Source organism: Sporosarcina sp. A2, assembly GCF_050858885.1.
Lineage (GTDB): Bacteria > Bacillota > Bacilli > Bacillales_A > Planococcaceae > Sporosarcina.
Window position 1 is genome coordinate 848,424 of sequence record NZ_CP193898.1, and the last position, 18,427, is coordinate 866,850.

Here is an 18,427-nt window from a genome sequence, read left to right on the forward strand (position 1 = left end):
TAAGGTAAAGTAGTTTATTTAATAATTGAAAACCTTTAGAATATTCTTATCAGTTTCGAAATAATGAGGAGGAAAAATATAATGACACTATTAGTAAAAACAAGAAAAATTAACGCAATGTTGCAAGAGACTGCAAGTAAGCAAGTGAACTTCAAACAAATGGCCGAGCAATTGAGTGAAGTAATCGACTGCAACGCTTTCATCGTAAGCCGTAAAGGTAAGCTTCTTGGATTAGAAATTCACCATCAAATCGAGAACGAACGTATGAAGCAAATGTTCGAAGATCGTAAATTCCCTGAAGCATACACAAAGCGTCTTTTTGAAATCCGTGAAACATCACCTAATATCGGAATCGATAGCGAATATACAGTATTCCCTGTAGAAAACCAGGAGCTCTTCAAGAGTGGCTTAACTACAATCGTACCAATCATTGGTGGAGGTGAGCGTCTTGGAACACTTATTCTTGCTCGCTTAAGCGAAGAATTCAAAGAGGATGATTTAATTCTTGCTGAGTACGGTGCAACTGTTGTAGGAATGGAAATTCTTCGTGAGAAATCTGAAGAAATTGAAACAGAAGCTCGCAGCAAAGCTGTTGTTCAAATGGCAATCAATTCACTATCATATAGTGAGCACGAAGCGATTGAGCATATCTTCAACGAGCTTGATGGAAATGAAGGACTTCTCGTTGCTTCAAAAATTGCTGATCGCGTTGGAATCACGCGCTCTGTAATTGTCAACGCACTTCGTAAACTCGAAAGTGCTGGAGTTATCGAATCTCGTTCACTTGGTATGAAAGGAACATACATTAAAGTGTTAAACAGCAAGTTCCTTGAAGAACTTGAAAAGCAAAAATCTTAAAGTAACCATATATAAAACGAGTTAAAAGCAAATTTGCTTTTAACTCGTTTTTTTAATTTAAGTAAAAAGTTGTACCGAATATGCAATATTAGAATGACATTAATATTAAAAGTTATGCGGTAAATTCAGATTTTTTGAAATGGAGATATTTAGTATATTTGTCCTAGTAAAGCTGGTATTTTATGTGAACAGTTATGAAAATATAAGTAAAGTTTCTAAATTTTCGTCTGGATTGTATAGACAAAATGGTTCATAATCCGATACAATGATAGTTAATTGTTGACTTATGATGGAATATGTCGAATTTAATATAATTCTTAAATATAAATGAAGGAGGAGAACAGTATGGACCTATACGGAGGTACAATTTCTGCATTAGAAAAAGGGTTGAATTTTTCATCCGATAAATCTAAAGCAATCTCTCAGAATGTAGCAAATGTTGACACTCCTAACTATAAAGTGAAAACAGTAGATTTTAAGAGTTACTTGAATGAAGCAAAGACGGCTCAGGTAGAGGCATACCGTACAAATCAAAGCCATTTATCATTCTCTCCAACAACAGCGGGCTCAGGATCACGAACTTATTCAAATTTCCGATATAACCAAAATGGAAATGGTGTCGACATGGATAAGGAACAAGCTGATTTAGCTGCAAACCAAATCTATTACAATGCTCTTGCGGATCGAATCAGTAGTAAGTTTAATTCCTTAAATAATGTGATCAAAGGAGGCCGTTAAACTTGTCCATTTTTCATAGTTTGAATTCTTCAGCTTCAGCGTTAACGGCTCAACGACTTAGAATGGATGTTATATCCTCGAATATGGCAAATATCGACACGACTCGAGGGAAGTTAGTGGATGGAGAGTGGCAACCTTATCAACGTAAGTCGGTATCTTTTCAGCCTAAACAAGGCCAGTTTTCAAACTATTTGAATGTCGCAATGGGGACACGAGATAGTGGGTCAATTGGTAATGGTGTAAGAGTTTCTAAAATACAAGAGGATTCAGAAACTCCGTTCAAACAAGTTTTTGATCCAACGCATCCAGATGCTAATGAAGAGGGATATGTCGAAATGCCTAACGTGGATCCATTGCGTGAAACGATTGATATGATGTCTGCAACACGTTCATACGAAGCTAATATCACCGTATTAAATTCTAATAAAGCTATGTTGATGAAAGCACTTGAAATTGGTAAATAAGATTTTGAAAGGATGATTGTGTATGGCAATATCTTCAATATTAGCGATGGCACCTGGAATATCGCCTGATGTAACCAAAGCTTCTCCAACTACATTCGAATCGCAACAGAAGTTTGGTAGTTACTTAAAAGACGCCATTCAAGATGTGAACGCAGCACAAGTGCAATCTGATGTTATGACAGAAAAGCTTGTTCGTGGTGAAAACGTCGATCTACATAATGTTATGATTACTGCTCAAAAAGCTTCCATTGCATTAAATGCGACAATGGAAATTCGTAACAAAGTAATTGAAGCCTATCAAGAAGTAATGCGTATGCCAGTTTAATAAAAATATAGCGTTGTTCAGAATAAATGACGTTTGCCGACCGGAGGATAAGAATGAAAGAGAGATTGACAAAGATCAAAAACGATTTACAAGCGTTTTGGTCAAACCGTACAAAAAAACAGAAAATCTTATATATCAGTATTGCTGCATCGATGATTCTTGTTGCAGCTCTTCTGACTTTCTTCCTATCTCGTACAACGTACGTTCCGTTATATAAAGATCTCTCCAGATCTGATATCGGTAGAATAAAAGAAGAGTTGGATGCACAAGCAGTTCCTAACCGCATTGCACCAGGCGGTACCTCTATACTTGTACCCGAAGAACGAGTGGATGATTTACTAGTCTCCATCGAATCTCAAGGACTTGCGAATTCAGGAAGAATCGACTACTCATTTTTCTCGGAAAATGCAGGATTTGGAACGACAGATAACGAGTTTAATATGATTAAGCTCGCAACAATGCAAAATGAAGTTGCAAAGTTGATTACGGGAATTGAAGGAGTTCAAGACGCAAAAGTCATGATTACACTTCCTACCCAGGGCGTTTTCGTCAATGAAGACGTCCAAGCAGCAAGTGCATCTATTGTACTTAAAACTGAACCAGGACAACAGTTCAGTGAGCCGCAAATTAAAGGGTTATATAATTTAATTTCAAAAAGTATTCCGAACCTAGCACCTGAAGACATTGTGGTCATGAACCAATACTTTGAATACTACGACTTGAATCATGAGAATAATCAATTTGGCACGAACATCGCTGATCAAATGACAATTAAGAAATCCATTGAACGTGATTTGCAACGTCAAGTTCAAATGATGCTAGGTTCTATGATGGGTCAAGATAAGGTAGTCGTTTCTGTAACTACTGATATCGATTTCCAACAGGAAAATCGTGAAGAAAACTTGGTCACTCCTGTAGATGAAGAAAGCAAAGAAGGTATAGCGCTTAGCGTTCAGAGAATCACAGAAACCTTTACAGGGGATGGTGCTGTTCCGGGTGGTATTCCTGAAGGAGAAGATCCCACTGATAACCGGACTACTATCGTCGAAGGGGCAACGGGTAACGGAGACTACGAACGTATCGAAGAGACTATAAATAATGAAGTGAATCGAATTCGTAAAAACATTGTCGAAAGTCCCTATAAAATTCGAGATATTGGTTTGCAAGTCATGGTAGAGCCCCCGACTGCAGATGATCCAGGATCTTTAGACCCAGGGATGGAAGCAGATATTAAACAAATCTTAGATACGATCGTTCGTACGTCTATTGATAAAGAATCAGCAGGTGAATTAACAGAAGAACAGTTAGCTGGAAAAATTGCAGTTTCCATACAACCAATACGGGGGAAACAAGCTGATTTTGAAGCAGAGCGCACAGTTATTCCTTGGTGGGCTTATGTAGTTGGCGGAGTATTAATCCTTACAATTATTGCTTTGGTCATTCTCTATGTACGTAAGCGACGTAAAGATGAAGTATTAGCATTAGAGGAGGCACTAGCTCTTGAAGAACAGCTAGAAGCTATTGAAGTAAGTGATATTAATGGTGAAATTGAAACAGAAGCAACACTACGAAGAAAACAACTTGAGAAGATGGCAAAAGATAAACCAGAAGAATTTGCGAAATTGCTACGCACTTGGATAGCTGAGGATTAAGGAGTGATCAGACATGGTTAAAAAAGATAAAGAAATGTCCGGGAAGCAGAAGGCGGCTCTCCTTTTGATTTCTCTCGGTCCAGAAGTATCCGCAGCGATTTACAAACATCTGACGGAAGAAGAAATCGAGCGACTGACGCTTGAAATATCAGGTGTCCGTAAAGTCGAGTCTTCAGTTAAAGAAGAAATAATCGAAGAGTTCCATAATATTGCTCTTGCGCAAGATTATATTTCCCAAGGTGGAATCGGTTATGCGAAAACTATACTTGAGAAAGCGCTAGGAAAAGAGCATGCGCAAGCGGTCATTAACCGCTTAACATCTTCACTTCAAGTTCGTCCGTTTGATTTTGCGAGAAGAACTGAACCTAGTCAAATCTTGAATTTCATTCAAAATGAACATCCACAAACTATAGCGCTAATTTTGTCTTATTTAGAAGCAGAACAAGCAGGGATTATCCTTTCTTCACTTCCACAAGAAGTACAAGCAGACATCGCTAAACGTATTGCTAAAATGGAATCGACTTCACCAGAAGTTATCAGCGAAATCGAGGCTGTTCTTGAGCGGAAACTTTCTTCAACGGTCACACAAGATTATACCGATACTGGTGGTGTGGACGCGGTTGTTGAAGTACTTAATGGTGTTGATCGTGCTACTGAGAAAACGATACTCGATGCTCTCGAAATTCAAGATCCTGAACTTGCTGAAGAAATTAAGAAACGGATGTTTGTCTTCGAAGATATCATTACGCTTGATAACCGTTCAATTCAACGTGTCATTCGTGACTGTGAAAATGAAGATCTTGTACTATCTATGAAAGTATCTAGCGAAGAAGTTAAAGATATTCTCTTCAAAAATATGTCACAACGTATGGCAGAGTCGTTTAAAGAAGAGATGGAAGTTATGGGGCCAGTTCGTTTACGTGATGTTGAAGAAGCACAATCTCGTATTGTTGCGACGATCCGTCGTCTAGAAGATGCTGGAGAAATTATTATTGCACGTGGCGGAGGAGATGATGTGATTGTCTAATATCTACAGACCTGGATCAAATCAAAACACAGGTGTGAAGAAGATTGGAATTCGCAATCTCGAAATAATGACAGAGCACACAGAGATTTCTGAAGCTCCCCGAATGAATTTAGCTGAAATAATTATGGAACGTGATCGACTGATGAATGATGCTAGGACTCAAGTAGGATTAGAAAAAGCTACACTTGAGCAGTTGCGTCAAACGGCACATGACGATATCGATGCTATGAGAAGTGCATGGGAGACGGAAAAAGCAGAGCTCCAACAACGTGCTTACGAGGAAGCGTTCCAAGTAGGCTTTGAAGAAGGTACGAAAAAGAGTGTTTCCGAAATGCAAGAGAGTATTAAACAAGCAAACGAAGCAATTGAAATTGCTAAAAAAAATGCACAATCATATTTAGATGACCAAGAGCAACTAATCGTTGAGATTGCTATGAAATCTGCTGAACGCATACTTGGGCAAGCGTTAGATGGAGATGATGAACTCTTTCTATCTATTGTTAAACGCGGTTTGAAAGAAGCTCGTGAGATGCGTGAAGTGAGAGTGTATGTATCCCCGGGGTATTACAAATTGGTTTCAGACAGTCGTGAGGAATTGGCTTCAATCTTCCCGCCTGATGTACCGATGCTCATTTTTGTAAATGATGAATTTGAATCTACTGATTGTTATATCGAAACGAATCACGGAAGAATTGTTGTGAGTGTTGATGAACAGTTGAATGAGATGAAAGAGCGCCTTGTGGAACTATTGGAAAGCGAGGGCTAATCATGATAAAAGCTGAAGAACTTTCAAATAAGATTTCAAAAGTAAAAACATTTAAGAAGTATGGCCGTGTGGCAAGGGTAGTTGGACTCATGATTGAGTCGAAAGGTCCGGAGAGTTCAATTGGAGATTTATGTATTATTCATTTGAATACGACGAATGGCTCTGAATCTAAAATAATGGCAGAAGTTGTGGGCTTTCGAGAAGAAATCGTTATGCTAATGCCGTTTACCAATGTAACGGAAATTTCTAGTGGCTGTTTAGTAGAAGGAACAGGGAAGCCTCTTGAAGTAAAAGTAGGTATGAATTTAATAGGGAAAGTACTCGATTCTATGGGCAACCCCATTGATCACTCTGCATTACCTAAAGGACTAGCAACAGTGCGGACCGAGCAAAGTCCGCCTAATGTATTAACGCGTCCTACTATAAACGATAAGTTGGCGGTAGGTGTAAAGGCAATTGATGGGATGCTGACGGTAGGAAGCGGACAACGTGTTGGTATTTTCGCGGGTTCTGGAGTAGGGAAAAGTACTCTTTTAGGAATGATTGCGCGAAACACTACAGCCGATATTAACGTCATCGCACTTATCGGTGAACGTGGTCGCGAAGTTCGTGAATTCATCGACAGGGACTTAGGTCCGGAAGGATTAAGTCGTACGATTGTCGTGGCGGCTACATCTGATCAGCCTGCACTCATGCGTATCAAAGGAGCATTTACTGCAACCGCTATCGCTGAGTATTTTCGAAATAAAGGCATGAACGTTATGCTCATGATGGACTCAGTTACACGCGTTGCCATGGCTCAGCGTGAAATAGGATTGGCAGTTGGAGAACCTCCTGCAACACGTGGATACACGCCTTCTGTATTCGCAATATTACCCAAGTTGCTAGAGCGTAGTGGGACAAATGAATTTGGTGCCATCACTGCCTTTTACACAGTGCTAGTTGACGGGGATGATATGAATGAGCCAATTGCAGATGCAGTGCGAGGAATTTTAGACGGTCACATAGTCTTGGATAGAACGCTTGCGAACAAAGGTCAATATCCAGCAATTAATGTATTGAAAAGTGTCAGTCGCTTAATGAATCATATAGCGGACCCAGAACACGTCAAAGCTGCTGAAAAGCTACGTGAATTATATTACACGTACGATAAATCAGAAGATCTTATTAACATTGGAGCTTATAAGAGAGGGACATCCAAAGAGATTGACCAAGCTATTGAGTATGAACCTCTAATTACTAAGTTTCTAAAACAGGGATATAAAGATAACATTTCAATGGAGGAAAGTATTGAGGAATTGATTGCGCTTGCTACAGGAGGCGGGAATTCATGAAATCATACCAGTATCGATTTGAAAAGGTATTGACCTATAGAGAACAAGAAAAGAATGAGACGGAATCTGCATATAAAAATGCGATTGAATCTTTTGAAACGATTGCTACCGAGCTATATGATTTGTTGAAAAAGAAAGAAAACGTTTTGGTTGAGCAACAAGAAAAAATGACTAGAGGATTTGCTGTAAATGAAATCCATCACTACGCTAGATTCATAGAAAGCTTAGAAAAGAAAATTAATCAAGTGCAGCAAGATGTAATACAAGCGCGTAGTAAAATGAATTGGTTTGAAGAAAAGTTGTTGGATAAAACGATAGAAGTGAAAAAGTACGAAAAGATGCGTGAAAAAGATCACAATACTTACCAAGAAGAGCTAGATCATAAAGAAGCCGAGCGGTTGGACGAACTGTCTACATTAAAATTCCGTAAAAATGAAAATGGGTGGTAAGACGGTGAAACGAAAAAAGAATAATGCCCCAGAATCGTTTAAAGAAGAGCGTAAAGCAGGTAGTTTCTTTCAAATGCTGCTTGCCTGGTTTGTGATTCCCTTGATTTTTGCAGTTGCAGTTCTTCTGATTATCGCGAAAGTTGCCGACGTAAATGTTGTGGAAAAAGCAAAAGATTGGACTTCTTCAGTGCCAGCGTTAGAACAAAAGAAAGAAAAGACTTCCACTAAAAAAGATACAAAAGTATTAGAAGAACGTGTGGTTGTTATGAAAGAAGAGTTAAAACAGAAAGAACAGCAGTTAATGGATGTTCAAGAAGATTTGAAGAAATCCAATGAAAAAAACGAAAAACTAGTTTTAGCTCAAGAAAAAATACAAGCTGAAATCTTAGTATTGCAACGAACAAATGATGATTCAAAAAAAGAATTAGGACAATTAGTTTCTACGTATGAACAAATGTCTGCTAAATCAGCAGCACCTGTCATTATTAAGATGGAAGATGCACAAGCACTTCAGTTGCTCTCGCAGATGAAAGTAGAAACATTAGCAGCAATCTTGGAGAAGATGACTCCAGAAGATGCTGCGAAATATACTGCCCTTTTAGCGAAATAATTATATAATCATAAAGTAATAGAATTCTACAAAGGAGGTGAAAAAATGAATGTTGGTTCAGTACAGATGCCTTTGCAGGGCGTAGCTACTTTAACAGGAAAGTCGATTCATAGCGCTGGCAGTGCAGGTGGTTTATTCGGTTCACATTTAGCGGGATTAACGAAAAGTGCAACGGTTGTACAGAACGTTCCTACAGAAACTGCATTGGGGTCCATAAAGGATATGATGGCTGAACTTTTATCGGCTACGGATCTTGAATCACTCACTCAATCGTTGGCAGAACTAACAGGTAATCCACAAACAACACTACTTGCAGGTTTAGAGATATTAGGGCAGTCCAGTTCTATAGATGAGTGGGCGGAATCGCTCCAAATTGACTCAAAAGAACTTATGAATGAAATTACTTCCGTTTTAGAAGAAGCTGGTGTTTCTAAAGAGGAACTTGCTGAAGTTATGTTTTCTAACGATGTTTGGACACTATTGAACGTCATAAGTGAACATGCACCAAAGTTATCTGTAGCACTTGAAGGAATGATAAGTAGTGGGAATTTAGAGGTGCAGAATCAGGCGACTCACGTACTAGCTTTGTTGAAGTCCGTAGAAACTGTCCTCCCCAAAAAAGATTTGTTAGGTTGGCAACAAATGAACTTAAAAGAACTTACAGATCAAATTGAATCGTTTGGCGGAAAAGTGAATGAGACTAGAGCGGTTTTAGGGAATCCAACATTGGGATCTTTAATGGGTGCAAAAACTGAAGTGGAACCTAGTATACAGCGCACAATTCTTCAATCTATGACAGTTGTGACAGGAAATAGTCAAGAACAAACTTCGAATGAAGGAAAAAGTGAGCAAAGTCAAACACATCTTCTTCAAAATACAACCATTCAACCGATAGTATCTAGGAATGTTTTTTCACTTGAAACACCAGATAATCGTCCAACTACACAATCTGAAGCGTTGCTGGAGAAGCTACAGGGACTATTCAAACAAACAAACTTTGGTCAGCAGGGTGGTACAAACCGTTTGCTTGTGAAATTATATCCAGAGCATTTAGGGCAAGTTCGAATTGAATTGCTTCAAGTAAATGGCATAATGACCGCAAGAATTCTAGCATCTACAGCTCTTGGAAAAGAAATGTTAAATAGCCAATTGCATCAGTTAAGACAATCCTTTACACAACAAAATATTCAAATCGATCGAATCGATGTAACACAGGCAGTTCAGGATCCATCCAGAAATGATCGTAGTCAGAACTTTAACCATCAGCAGTTTAAAGGGAATGATGAGCAATCAGAACAGTCAGAGCACGACCAGGAAGAACAACAATCATTCCAAGAGTTTTTGCTTGATGTGGAGGTGTAACGAATGGTAGATGGTCAACAACCAATAAAAGACTCTATGTATCTCATAAACAATCAACGGGATGAACGCAAAACTGGCCAAGGTACATTAGGCAAAGATGATTTCATGAAATTGCTAATTGCGCAGTTGCAGAACCAGGATCCTACGAGTCCGATGAAAGACAACGAGTTTATTGCCCAAATGGCACAGTTTTCTGCTCTTGAACAGACTATGAATCTTACGAAGGCTTTTGAGAAATTCGCAGAATCACAAAACCAAAGTCAATTGATACAGTATAATTCATTTGTCGGTAAAGAAATTAAATGGCATAAAGTCGCTGATAAACCTGACGAAGAAGGTAAACCAGTTATCACTGAAGGCACAGGTAAAATCGAATCTGTAAAATATGTAAATGGTTCAGTAGTCTTTACGATGGCAGATGGTCAAGAATTATCACCTGGAAATATTTCCGAGGTACTATCTGGCGTAATGAACTCTAATAGCTTAGTAGAAGCTAGCATGCTCATTGGTAAAACAGTCGGCTACCTTGATGGTGAAACTGAAAAAACAGGCATGGTGTCATCAGTATCTAACAAAGATGGAAAGTTACTTTATATTCTCGAAAATGGAGAAAAAATAGAAGGTAACAAATTCACTTCAATCAGTAACTAATTAGATAGAACGGAGCGATTGTATGGAACAAGTCAACATCCAACGTCTCCAATCGCAGCCGCAACTAAGACCCGGACAATCAATAAAACCGATGCCGAAACAATCATTCGTCGAACAGCTGAACAACGCACTCGCTCCACAAACGCTAAAAGTCAGTAAGCATGCCACAGAACGTCTGAATGAACGCAATATCACAATTACTGAAGCCGAATGGGCACATGTCACGGACAAAGTTAACGAGGCAAAAGCGAAAGGAATTCGTGATTCACTTGTATTGATGGACCAAGCTGCACTTATCGTCAGTGCTAAAAACTCCACAGTCATTACAGCGATGGATAGAAAAGAAGCAAAAGATCAGCTTTTCACAAACATCGATGGAACGATCATTTTAAGTTAACGAGAAACTATTTGGCAGGACCTTAGAATAAGGATGCCACCGCACTGTCGACCGATAGAGGCAGGAGCACTTTACAATTCGAGAGGGGAAAACACATTATGTTACGCTCAATGTATTCAGGGATTTCAGGACTTAAAAACTTCCAAACAAAGTTGGATGTGATTGGTAACAATATTGCGAACGTTAATACGTATGGCTTTAAGAAGGGGCGTACTGTTTTTAAAGATTTATATTCTCAAACCGTTGCAGGAGCTAGTGCACCAGTCGGAAACACTCGAGGTGGTGTCAATCCTAAGCAAGTAGGACTTGGTTCGCAGCTTGCTGCAATTGATACACTCCACACAGCAGGTTCTACACAATTTACAGGGAATACTTTGGATCTTGCAATTGAAGGTGATGGATTCTTTATTGTTCAGAGTGGTGCTACCGCGACAGACGTGCAATATACAAGAGCCGGTAACTTTTACATGGACAACGAAGGAACTTTAGTGGATGGCGATGGACGATTCTTGCAGGGATTAAAGAATACAGAAACCACTGCTCAGGTTGATGGTAAAGATGTGAAAACTACGGTTTTAAAAGCGGAAGCTACTGCGAATTACGGTTCTATTAAAATTCCTAATGATGCTACTAATATGTCGATTGGACAAGATGGAACAGTGAATTACGTCCAGGATGGAAAACTGCAAGTAGCGGGAAGATTAAATATCGCTACTTTTAACAATCCAGGAGGTTTAGAAAAAGTGGGGGGCAATCTTTATCAGCAATCTGCTAACTCAGGAAACGCAAATACAGGTAAACCACTAGATGCAGGTCGCGGAACCATTAAATCAGGCTCCCTAGAAATGTCCAACGTCGATCTCTCTGAAGAATTCACAGAAATGATCGTTGCTCAACGTGGATTTCAAGCAAACACACGGATCATTACAACATCGGATGAAATCCTTCAAGAACTTGTTAACTTAAAGCGTTAATTAATACAGCTTAACCTCAACACAACATTTGCTCGTTAAAGGAGGGTCGGGCCGGCTCTTGCGCCTGGCCCTTTACATATGATTAAAGTCACACGCCTAAACGGAGCTGCATTTCATTTGAATGCACTCTACATAGAAAAAGTTGAATCGTTTCCGGATACGACGATTACATTAACAACTGGTACGAAATATGTCGTCCTAGATTCTGTAGATACGGTATATGAGCGTATGATTCAGTTTTATCAGTCCGTTCAGCTCCTGTCTAACCCACATTTGCGAGGTGTAGAAGATGAAGAATAAAGTATTGACGGTGTCCTTAATTATTTTAGTGTGTATCACTTTAGTAGGTGTGGTTGGACTTATCCTCATGTTGCAGTTGAACAAAGGAGAAGCTAAAGAGAAAGAACCTACGATTGACGAAATTATTGAATCCTCCGTGGATATACCGGAAATCACAACGAATTTGAATGGTCGTCAATTTATCCGAGTTTCGCTAAAGATTCAGACTAGCAATAAAAAAGCGGCAGAAGAACTAACAAAACGAGATTTTCAAGTAAACAATATCGTTATCCAAGAATTGTCCGAAAAGACGGCGAAGGATTTCGAAGGTAAAACAGGCAAACAATCATTTGAAGATGCGATCAAAGCGCAATTGAATCCTCTCATGAAAGAGGGCAAAATCGAGAAGGTATATATTGTTTCCTATATTATTCAGTAATTCGCATGCAATTACGGACAAGAAGGAGGTGGCCTAATGGCGGGAGATATATTATCACAAAATGAGATAGATGCTTTACTGTCCGCAATTTCCACAGGAGAAATGTCGGCAGATGAGATAAAAAAAGAAGACGAGACCAAAAAAGTAAAAGTTTATGATTTCAAGCGAGCGTTACGTTTCTCAAAAGATCAGATTCGAAGTTTAACTCGTATACATGAAAATTTCGCTCGTTTACTTACTACGTACTTTTCAGCCAAATTACGGACTTATATTCAAATTAATGTGGCGTCCGTTGACCAAATTCCGTTCGAAGAATTCATACGATCTATCCCGAACATGACGCTCCTCAACATATTTGAGGTTCCTCCTCTAGAAGGAAACATCATTATGGAAGTCAATCCAAACGTGGCTTACTCCATGTTGGAACGATTGATGGGTGGCTACGGAGAGAGTTCAGGAAAAGTAGATAACATGACTGAAATCGAAACGAAAATCTTAACTGGCTTGTTTGAACGTTCATTTGACAACTTACGTGAAGCTTGGGCGAATATTGCAGATATCGATCCTTATCTCGCTGAGATGGAAGTTAATCCGCAATTTTTGCAAATGATTTCACCTAACGAAACGGTTGTTGTCATCTCTTTCAACATCGTGATTGGCGAATCTAGTGGAATGATTAATATTTGTATTCCACACGTCGTATTAGAACCAATCATCCCTAATTTATCCGTCCAATATTGGATGCAGACGAACAAGAAAGAACCAACACCTGAACAAAGTGTCGAGTTAGAGAAACGCATTAAGAAGGCAAGTTTACCTTTTGTTGCGAACCTCGGTGAAGGTTCGATGACTGTTGAAGACTTATTGTATCTGCAACTAGGAGATGTAATAGAACTCGGAACTGCTTTTGACGCACCTCTAACAATTGAAGTGAGCGGCGTCCCTAAATTTACCGCACAACCAGGCCATCTGCGTAATCGTATGGCTGTCCAAATACTAGATACCCTGATTGGAGGGGATGACGAAGATGATGAGTGATAATATCCTTTCACAGGAAGAAATAGAAGCTTTGCTTCGAGGTGAAACACTTGATAGCGGAGCTGAAGCAAATCTTACGAATGATGAACTCCTAATAGAAGATTATCTTGATGAGATGGAACGAGATGCGCTTGGAGAAATTGGGAATATCTCTTTTGGTAGCTCAGCTACAGCTCTGTCCGCGCTATTAGGTCAAAAAGTAGAGATTACAACACCTACTATTTCCGTTATCGATCGAAACAAACTTGAGACGGAATTTGTTCAACCTTATGTAGCTGTAGGGGTAGAGTATACAGTAGGCTTAAGTGGAACCAATTTACTTGTTATCAAGCAAAGTGACGCGGCCATTATTGCGGATCTAATGCTCGGTGGCGATGGATTATCTCCTAACCAAGATTTAGGTGAAATTCATCTGAGTGCTGTTCAAGAAGCGATGAATCAAATGATGGGTTCTGCAGCGACTTCGATGTCGACTTTATTCAATAAAAAAGTAGATATTTCCCCTCCTACAATTGAATTGTTGAACATTCAAGAAGACCGAGGGACTGGGAGTATCCCTGACGAAGAATTGTTGATTCGTGTTTCTTTTAACTTGAAAGTTGGAACACTTATCGATTCAAATATTATGCAGCTATTTCCTTTGGCGCTTGGAAAAGACCTAGTATCAGCTCTAATGGGAGATGCTGTGGCGGAAGAAGCATCTACAGTTGCAGAACCTCCCGTATCACTACAGAAGCAATCGGACATGGGACAGCTTATGAACCAGCAATCTTCACCTATGGAAGAAGCACCTGTTAGTCAACAACAGGCAAGCTACAGCGAGCCACAACAATTGCCACCTAGACAGAGTCAGCATCAGCAACAAGCAAACGTTCAACAAGCTCAGTTTGCTAGTTTTGAGACACCTTCACTGAGTCAATCAGAGGCTTCTAACTTAAACCTATTGTTAGATATTCCGCTTCGGGTGACAGTGGAGCTAGGACGCACAACACGTTCCGTAAAAGAAATATTAGAAATGTCGAGTGGTTCAATTATTGAGCTAGATAAACTAGCAGGTGAACCTGTTGATATTCTAGTGAATAATCGACGCATTGCAAAAGGTGAAGTGGTCGTTATTGACGAGAACTTCGGTGTTCGAATTACAGATATTCTTAGTCAAACAGAACGATTAAATAATTTACGATAAACCTTGGAGGTCATGGAAATGTCAAAACGTATACTTATAGTGGATGATGCAGCATTTATGAGAATGATGGTAAAGGATATTCTATCTAAAAATAATTTCGAAGTTGTTGGTGAAGCAGCTGATGGTGCACAAGCTGTAGAAAAATATTTCGAATTAAAACCAGATCTAGTAACTATGGACATTACAATGCCCGAGATGGATGGAATCGCTGCACTAAAGGCAATTAAAGAAAGAGATCCAAACGCTACTATTATTATGTGTTCAGCTATGGGACAACAAGCTATGGTTATCGATGCAATTCAAGCAGGTGCAAAAGACTTCATTGTGAAGCCATTCCAGGCAGACCGGGTTGTAGAAGCAATTGAAAAAGCACTTAGCTAAGATTCGCACGTTCATAATAATTTGTTTGACGTTGCTCGTAACAGTTGGTCTGTTTGCGAGCAATACTTCTTTGATTGTCCAAGCAGCGACTGATTCATCGGTGACGGATTTTCTTGATAAGAATAAAGGGAAAGATAAAACGCCAGATACCGAAAGTAAGATACCTGTTGAAGAAAAATTACAACCTGAATCAGCGCCTGTCGGGTTGACTGCCTGGGACTACATTAAAACGCTCCTTGCGCTTGCTTTTGTTATTGCATTGATCTACGGAATGGTGAAGTTCATCAATACACGGAATCGTGTAACTCAGCACGGTAAGTTGATGCAAAATATGGGTGGTCTATCTCTTGGTCAACAAAAATCCGTACAGTTAATAAAAATCGGGGAACAGTATTTCTTAATTGGTGTGGGAGACGATGTTCGTTTACTAAAAGAACTTTCGAATCCTGAAGAGATTGCACAACTAGCTGCTTATTACTCTGATGAGGAAGAAGCCCTTCAACACAGTCCAATCATTAAGTTGGTGAATGGATTAAGAAATAGAAAATCTAACCCGTATGAGAAACAAGAGGAACCGGAAGATTTCGGGAATCTGTTTAAAAATAAGCTGACTGAAATTGAAAACGACAGGAAACGAAAGCTGAACGAGCTTACGGAGAAGGAGCGCAATCGGAATGAATGATTTTATGCAGTTTTTTTCGGATAGTGATCCGGGCGCAGTATCGACATCCGTTAAGATGCTTCTTCTGCTAACTGTCTTATCTCTGGCTCCAGCGATTCTGATCCTGATGACGTCGTTCGCCAGGATCATTATTGTTTTGTCCTTTGTACGTTCTGCACTTGCAACACAGCAGATGCCGCCAAACCAGGTACTTGTAGGACTTGCACTATTCTTAACTTTTTTCGTCATGGCACCGACATTCCAACAAGTGAACGATGAAGCTTTGAAACCGTTATTTGCAGAAGAAATTTCATTGGATGATGCATATCAAAAAGCGAGTGTTCCTTTCAAAGAATTCATGGGTAAGCATACGCGTCAAAAAGATTTGGAGCTTTTTTTAAGATATAACAATGCAGATCGACCGGAAACAATGGAAGACATTCCTTTGACGATGATGGTGCCTGCATTCGCACTAAGTGAAATCAAGACGGCTTTCCAAATGGGCTTCATGATTTTTATCCCGTTTCTTGTAATTGATATGATTGTCGCGAGTATCCTTATGTCGATGGGTATGATGATGTTGCCACCGGTAATGATTTCATTGCCGTTTAAAATTTTGTTGTTTGTATTAGTAGATGGCTGGTATCTGATAGTTAAATCATTGCTGCAAAGCTTTTAGGAGGGGTTCGTATGACGGGAGAAATGATCATTGCAGTTGCTGAGCGATCGGTATGGGTGATTCTGATGGCATCTGGACCTCTCTTAATCGTTGCATTGGTGACAGGACTTGCTGTAAGTATTTTTCAGGCGACAACTCAAATTCAAGAACAAACACTTGCATTCGTTCCAAAGATTGTTGCAGTCCTCGTAGCAATCGTATTTTTCGGACCGTGGATGTTGTCAAAAGTTACGGCATATGCTGCCGATATTTTTGATAATCTCTCCCGGTACGTAGGGTAGTTTAAATGGAAGCACTCATCCCATTTGTGGCCACTTATTTGTTAATATTAACTAGAATTTCAGCGTTTTTTGTTACACTACCATTATTCTCGTATCGTGCGATACCACCTGTGATGCGCATCGTTTTTGCTGCCTTACTTGCATGGATGCTCGTATTCACATTAAATGTGCCGGATCTTGAGATTAATGGTGCCTACATTATGCTTGTTCTAAAAGAAGCACTAATTGGGCTTACTATCGGCATCATCGCGTTCATGGTAATGTCTGCAATACAAGTTGCCGGAGGACTCATTGATTTTCAAATGGGTTTTGCCATTGCAAACGTAATTGATCCGCAAACGGGAACACAATCTCCATTGATGGGACAATTTTTCAATTCACTTGCGTTGCTTTTGTTGCTCGCTGTGAATGGACATCATGTGCTGTTGGATGGTGTGTTCTATAGCTATCAGTTTCTACCGATTGACCAACTCTGGCCATCTTTTGGTAGCGAACGTGTGGCCGAACATGTATTGAAAACGATGGCCGCCGTATTCGGCATTTCATTTCAAATGGCTATCCCAATTGTAGCTACGTTGTTCTTAGTCGATTTGGCACTTGGGATTACTGCAAGGACAGTCCCACAACTTAACATCTTCGTAATCGGTTTTCCGATTAAAATTGGAGTAGGATTTTTAGTACTCTTCATTATGGGAGGCGTTATTGTTGCAATGATGCAAAAGATTTTTGAAGTGATGGCATTTAGTATGCGAGATCTTATGATGTTGTTGGGAGGAGGATAAGTACATGTTACGCTTGGATCTCCAATTTTTCGCTGGTGAGAAAACAGAAAAAGCGACGCCGAAAAAACGGGAAGATTCTCGTAAAAAAGGTCAAGTATTAAAAAGCCAAGACGTAACAAGTGCAATAGTACTTCTATCCGTATTCCTCTTTTTGTTTTTTGCTGCAGGATTTATGAAAGATCGGTTTTATAAGTTTTTTAAAGAAACATTTAATACATACATAACTATGGGGACTCTTGATAGTGATCAGGCAATGACTATTTACATGGAAGTGCTTAAAGAAATGGCGTTTATAACATTGCCCGTCATGATCATTGCTATGGTAGGTGCCATTGCTGGTAATATTGTTCAGTTTGGACTGCTCTTTACAGGAGAACCTTTGAAGTTTGATTTGAAAAAAATTGATCCTATTAAAGGATTAAAACGAATATTTTCTATGAAGGCAATCATCGAATTATTGAAATCCCTTTTGAAGATTTCTTTCATCGGTGGAGTCACGTCTATTATTTTATATATGAATATTGATAAGGTATTGAACTTAGCGTTTAAAACACCGTCAGCTGTAATGAAGACGGTAGGAGAGCTTGTTGCATTAATGGGAATCACCGCTTCTTTCGTACTCCTATTCATTTCAGTACTGGACTTTCTTTATCAGAAATTTGACTACGAAAAAAACTTAAAAATGTCGAAACAAGACATTAAAGACGAATATAAAAACTCAGAAGGTGATCCGTTGATAAAGTCTAAAATTAAACAACGACAACGGGAAATGGCTATGAGAAGAATGATGCAAGAAGTACCGCAGGCGGATGTTGTCATTACGAATCCGACTCACTATGCGATTGCAATTAAATATACAGATGGGGAAATGGACGCGCCAGTAGTTGTTGCGAAAGGTGTTGACTTCATTGCCCAAAAGATAAAACTTATTGCAAAAGAAAATGGAATCGTGACCGTAGAAAATCGGCCACTCGCCCGTGCTCTCTACTCCGATGCTGAAATCGGAGATCGAATACCGGACCAATTTTTCAAGGCTATTGCTGAAGTACTTGCGTATGTATATCGAATTCAACGCAAAATTTAAATGAACAACG

General features: G+C 39.4%; 24 protein-coding genes. All 24 read left to right on the plus strand.

Going from position 1 to position 18,427, the window contains the following annotated elements:
* The first annotated feature begins 81 nt into the window (after window positions 1–81).
* The 24 genes from codY to flhB all read left to right on the plus strand — a co-directional run bounded on the left by codY (window position 82) and on the right by flhB (window position 18,417).
* Complete coding sequence (codY, locus tag ACRPI0_RS03840; protein ID WP_432354962.1) at window positions 82–858, plus strand: GTP-sensing pleiotropic transcriptional regulator CodY; 777 nt, start codon at window positions 82–84, stop codon at window positions 856–858.
* A 345-nt stretch (window positions 859–1,203) separates the two neighbouring features.
* Window positions 1,204–1,596, plus strand: coding sequence for a flagellar basal body rod protein FlgB (flgB, locus tag ACRPI0_RS03845; protein WP_432354963.1), 393 nt, complete (start codon window positions 1,204–1,206; stop codon window positions 1,594–1,596).
* Window positions 1,597–1,598: 2 nt separating this feature from the next.
* Window positions 1,599–2,060, plus strand: coding sequence for a flagellar basal body rod protein FlgC (flgC, locus tag ACRPI0_RS03850; RefSeq protein ID WP_432354964.1), 462 nt, complete (start codon window positions 1,599–1,601; stop codon window positions 2,058–2,060).
* A 22-nt stretch (window positions 2,061–2,082) separates the two neighbouring features.
* Window positions 2,083–2,385, plus strand: a complete 303-nt coding sequence (fliE, locus tag ACRPI0_RS03855) for a flagellar hook-basal body complex protein FliE (protein WP_432354965.1) — start codon at window positions 2,083–2,085, stop codon at window positions 2,383–2,385.
* Window positions 2,386–2,438: 53 nt separating this feature from the next.
* Entirely contained in the window at window positions 2,439–4,037 is a 1,599-nt protein-coding gene (gene fliF, locus ACRPI0_RS03860; protein ID WP_432354966.1) for a flagellar basal-body MS-ring/collar protein FliF, read from the plus strand.
* Between the two features lie 13 nt (window positions 4,038–4,050).
* A complete protein-coding gene (fliG, locus tag ACRPI0_RS03865) occupies window positions 4,051–5,064 on the plus strand; it encodes a flagellar motor switch protein FliG (protein WP_432354967.1) in 1,014 nt (337 codons plus the stop codon).
* Complete coding sequence (fliH, locus tag ACRPI0_RS03870) at window positions 5,057–5,830, plus strand: flagellar assembly protein FliH (protein WP_432354968.1); 774 nt, start codon at window positions 5,057–5,059, stop codon at window positions 5,828–5,830. Before fliG ends, fliH begins: the two co-directional genes overlap by 8 nt.
* A gap of 2 nt (window positions 5,831–5,832) precedes the next feature.
* Window positions 5,833–7,164 (plus strand): flagellar protein export ATPase FliI, encoded by a 1,332-nt coding sequence (fliI, locus tag ACRPI0_RS03875; protein WP_432354969.1) that lies wholly within the window; start codon window positions 5,833–5,835, stop codon window positions 7,162–7,164.
* Window positions 7,161–7,613 (plus strand): flagellar export protein FliJ, encoded by a 453-nt coding sequence (gene fliJ / locus ACRPI0_RS03880; RefSeq protein ID WP_432354970.1) that lies wholly within the window; start codon window positions 7,161–7,163, stop codon window positions 7,611–7,613. The genes fliI and fliJ overlap by 4 nt, the downstream gene beginning before the upstream one ends.
* Window positions 7,614–7,617: 4 nt before the next feature.
* The gene (locus ACRPI0_RS03885; RefSeq protein WP_432354971.1) at window positions 7,618–8,223 is read left to right on the plus strand and encodes a MotE family protein; all 606 of its coding nucleotides are present in this window, start codon (window positions 7,618–7,620) and stop codon (window positions 8,221–8,223) included.
* Between the two features lie 45 nt (window positions 8,224–8,268).
* Complete coding sequence (locus ACRPI0_RS03890; RefSeq protein WP_432354972.1) at window positions 8,269–9,585, plus strand: flagellar hook-length control protein FliK; 1,317 nt, start codon at window positions 8,269–8,271, stop codon at window positions 9,583–9,585.
* A 3-nt stretch (window positions 9,586–9,588) separates the two neighbouring features.
* Complete coding sequence (flgD, locus tag ACRPI0_RS03895) at window positions 9,589–10,236, plus strand: flagellar hook assembly protein FlgD (protein ID WP_432354973.1); 648 nt, start codon at window positions 9,589–9,591, stop codon at window positions 10,234–10,236.
* A 22-nt stretch (window positions 10,237–10,258) separates the two neighbouring features.
* Entirely contained in the window at window positions 10,259–10,633 is a 375-nt protein-coding gene (locus ACRPI0_RS03900) for a TIGR02530 family flagellar biosynthesis protein (RefSeq protein WP_432354974.1), read from the plus strand.
* Window positions 10,634–10,731: 98 nt separating this feature from the next.
* Window positions 10,732–11,607 carry a flagellar basal body rod protein FlgG gene (flgG, locus tag ACRPI0_RS03905; protein WP_432354975.1) on the plus strand — a complete coding sequence of 292 codons (876 nt, stop codon included), beginning with the start codon at window positions 10,732–10,734 and terminating at the stop codon, window positions 11,605–11,607.
* Between the two features lie 78 nt (window positions 11,608–11,685).
* Complete coding sequence (locus ACRPI0_RS03910; protein ID WP_432354976.1) at window positions 11,686–11,907, plus strand: flagellar FlbD family protein; 222 nt, start codon at window positions 11,686–11,688, stop codon at window positions 11,905–11,907.
* Complete coding sequence (gene fliL, locus ACRPI0_RS03915) at window positions 11,897–12,325, plus strand: flagellar basal body-associated protein FliL (RefSeq protein ID WP_432354977.1); 429 nt, start codon at window positions 11,897–11,899, stop codon at window positions 12,323–12,325. Before ACRPI0_RS03910 ends, fliL begins: the two co-directional genes overlap by 11 nt.
* 36 nt (window positions 12,326–12,361) lie before the next feature.
* Window positions 12,362–13,363, plus strand: a complete 1,002-nt coding sequence (fliM, locus tag ACRPI0_RS03920; RefSeq protein ID WP_432354978.1) for a flagellar motor switch protein FliM — start codon at window positions 12,362–12,364, stop codon at window positions 13,361–13,363.
* Window positions 13,356–14,549, plus strand: a complete 1,194-nt coding sequence (gene fliY, locus ACRPI0_RS03925) for a flagellar motor switch phosphatase FliY (RefSeq protein WP_432355878.1) — start codon at window positions 13,356–13,358, stop codon at window positions 14,547–14,549. Before fliM ends, fliY begins: the two co-directional genes overlap by 8 nt.
* An 18-nt stretch (window positions 14,550–14,567) precedes the next feature.
* A complete protein-coding gene (locus tag ACRPI0_RS03930; protein ID WP_116016362.1) occupies window positions 14,568–14,930 on the plus strand; it encodes a response regulator in 363 nt (120 codons plus the stop codon).
* Complete coding sequence (locus ACRPI0_RS03935) at window positions 14,911–15,612, plus strand: flagellar biosynthetic protein FliO (RefSeq protein WP_432354979.1); 702 nt, start codon at window positions 14,911–14,913, stop codon at window positions 15,610–15,612. Before ACRPI0_RS03930 ends, ACRPI0_RS03935 begins: the two co-directional genes overlap by 20 nt.
* The gene (gene fliP, locus ACRPI0_RS03940; protein ID WP_432354980.1) at window positions 15,605–16,270 is read left to right on the plus strand and encodes a flagellar type III secretion system pore protein FliP; all 666 of its coding nucleotides are present in this window, start codon (window positions 15,605–15,607) and stop codon (window positions 16,268–16,270) included. The genes ACRPI0_RS03935 and fliP overlap by 8 nt, the downstream gene beginning before the upstream one ends.
* Window positions 16,271–16,281: 11 nt before the next feature.
* A complete protein-coding gene (gene fliQ / locus ACRPI0_RS03945; RefSeq protein WP_432354982.1) occupies window positions 16,282–16,551 on the plus strand; it encodes a flagellar biosynthesis protein FliQ in 270 nt (89 codons plus the stop codon).
* A 5-nt stretch (window positions 16,552–16,556) separates the two neighbouring features.
* A complete protein-coding gene (gene fliR, locus ACRPI0_RS03950; RefSeq protein ID WP_432354983.1) occupies window positions 16,557–17,333 on the plus strand; it encodes a flagellar biosynthetic protein FliR in 777 nt (258 codons plus the stop codon).
* A gap of 4 nt (window positions 17,334–17,337) precedes the next feature.
* Complete coding sequence (gene flhB, locus ACRPI0_RS03955) at window positions 17,338–18,417, plus strand: flagellar biosynthesis protein FlhB (RefSeq protein ID WP_432354984.1); 1,080 nt, start codon at window positions 17,338–17,340, stop codon at window positions 18,415–18,417.
* Window positions 18,418–18,427: the final 10 nt, after the last annotated feature.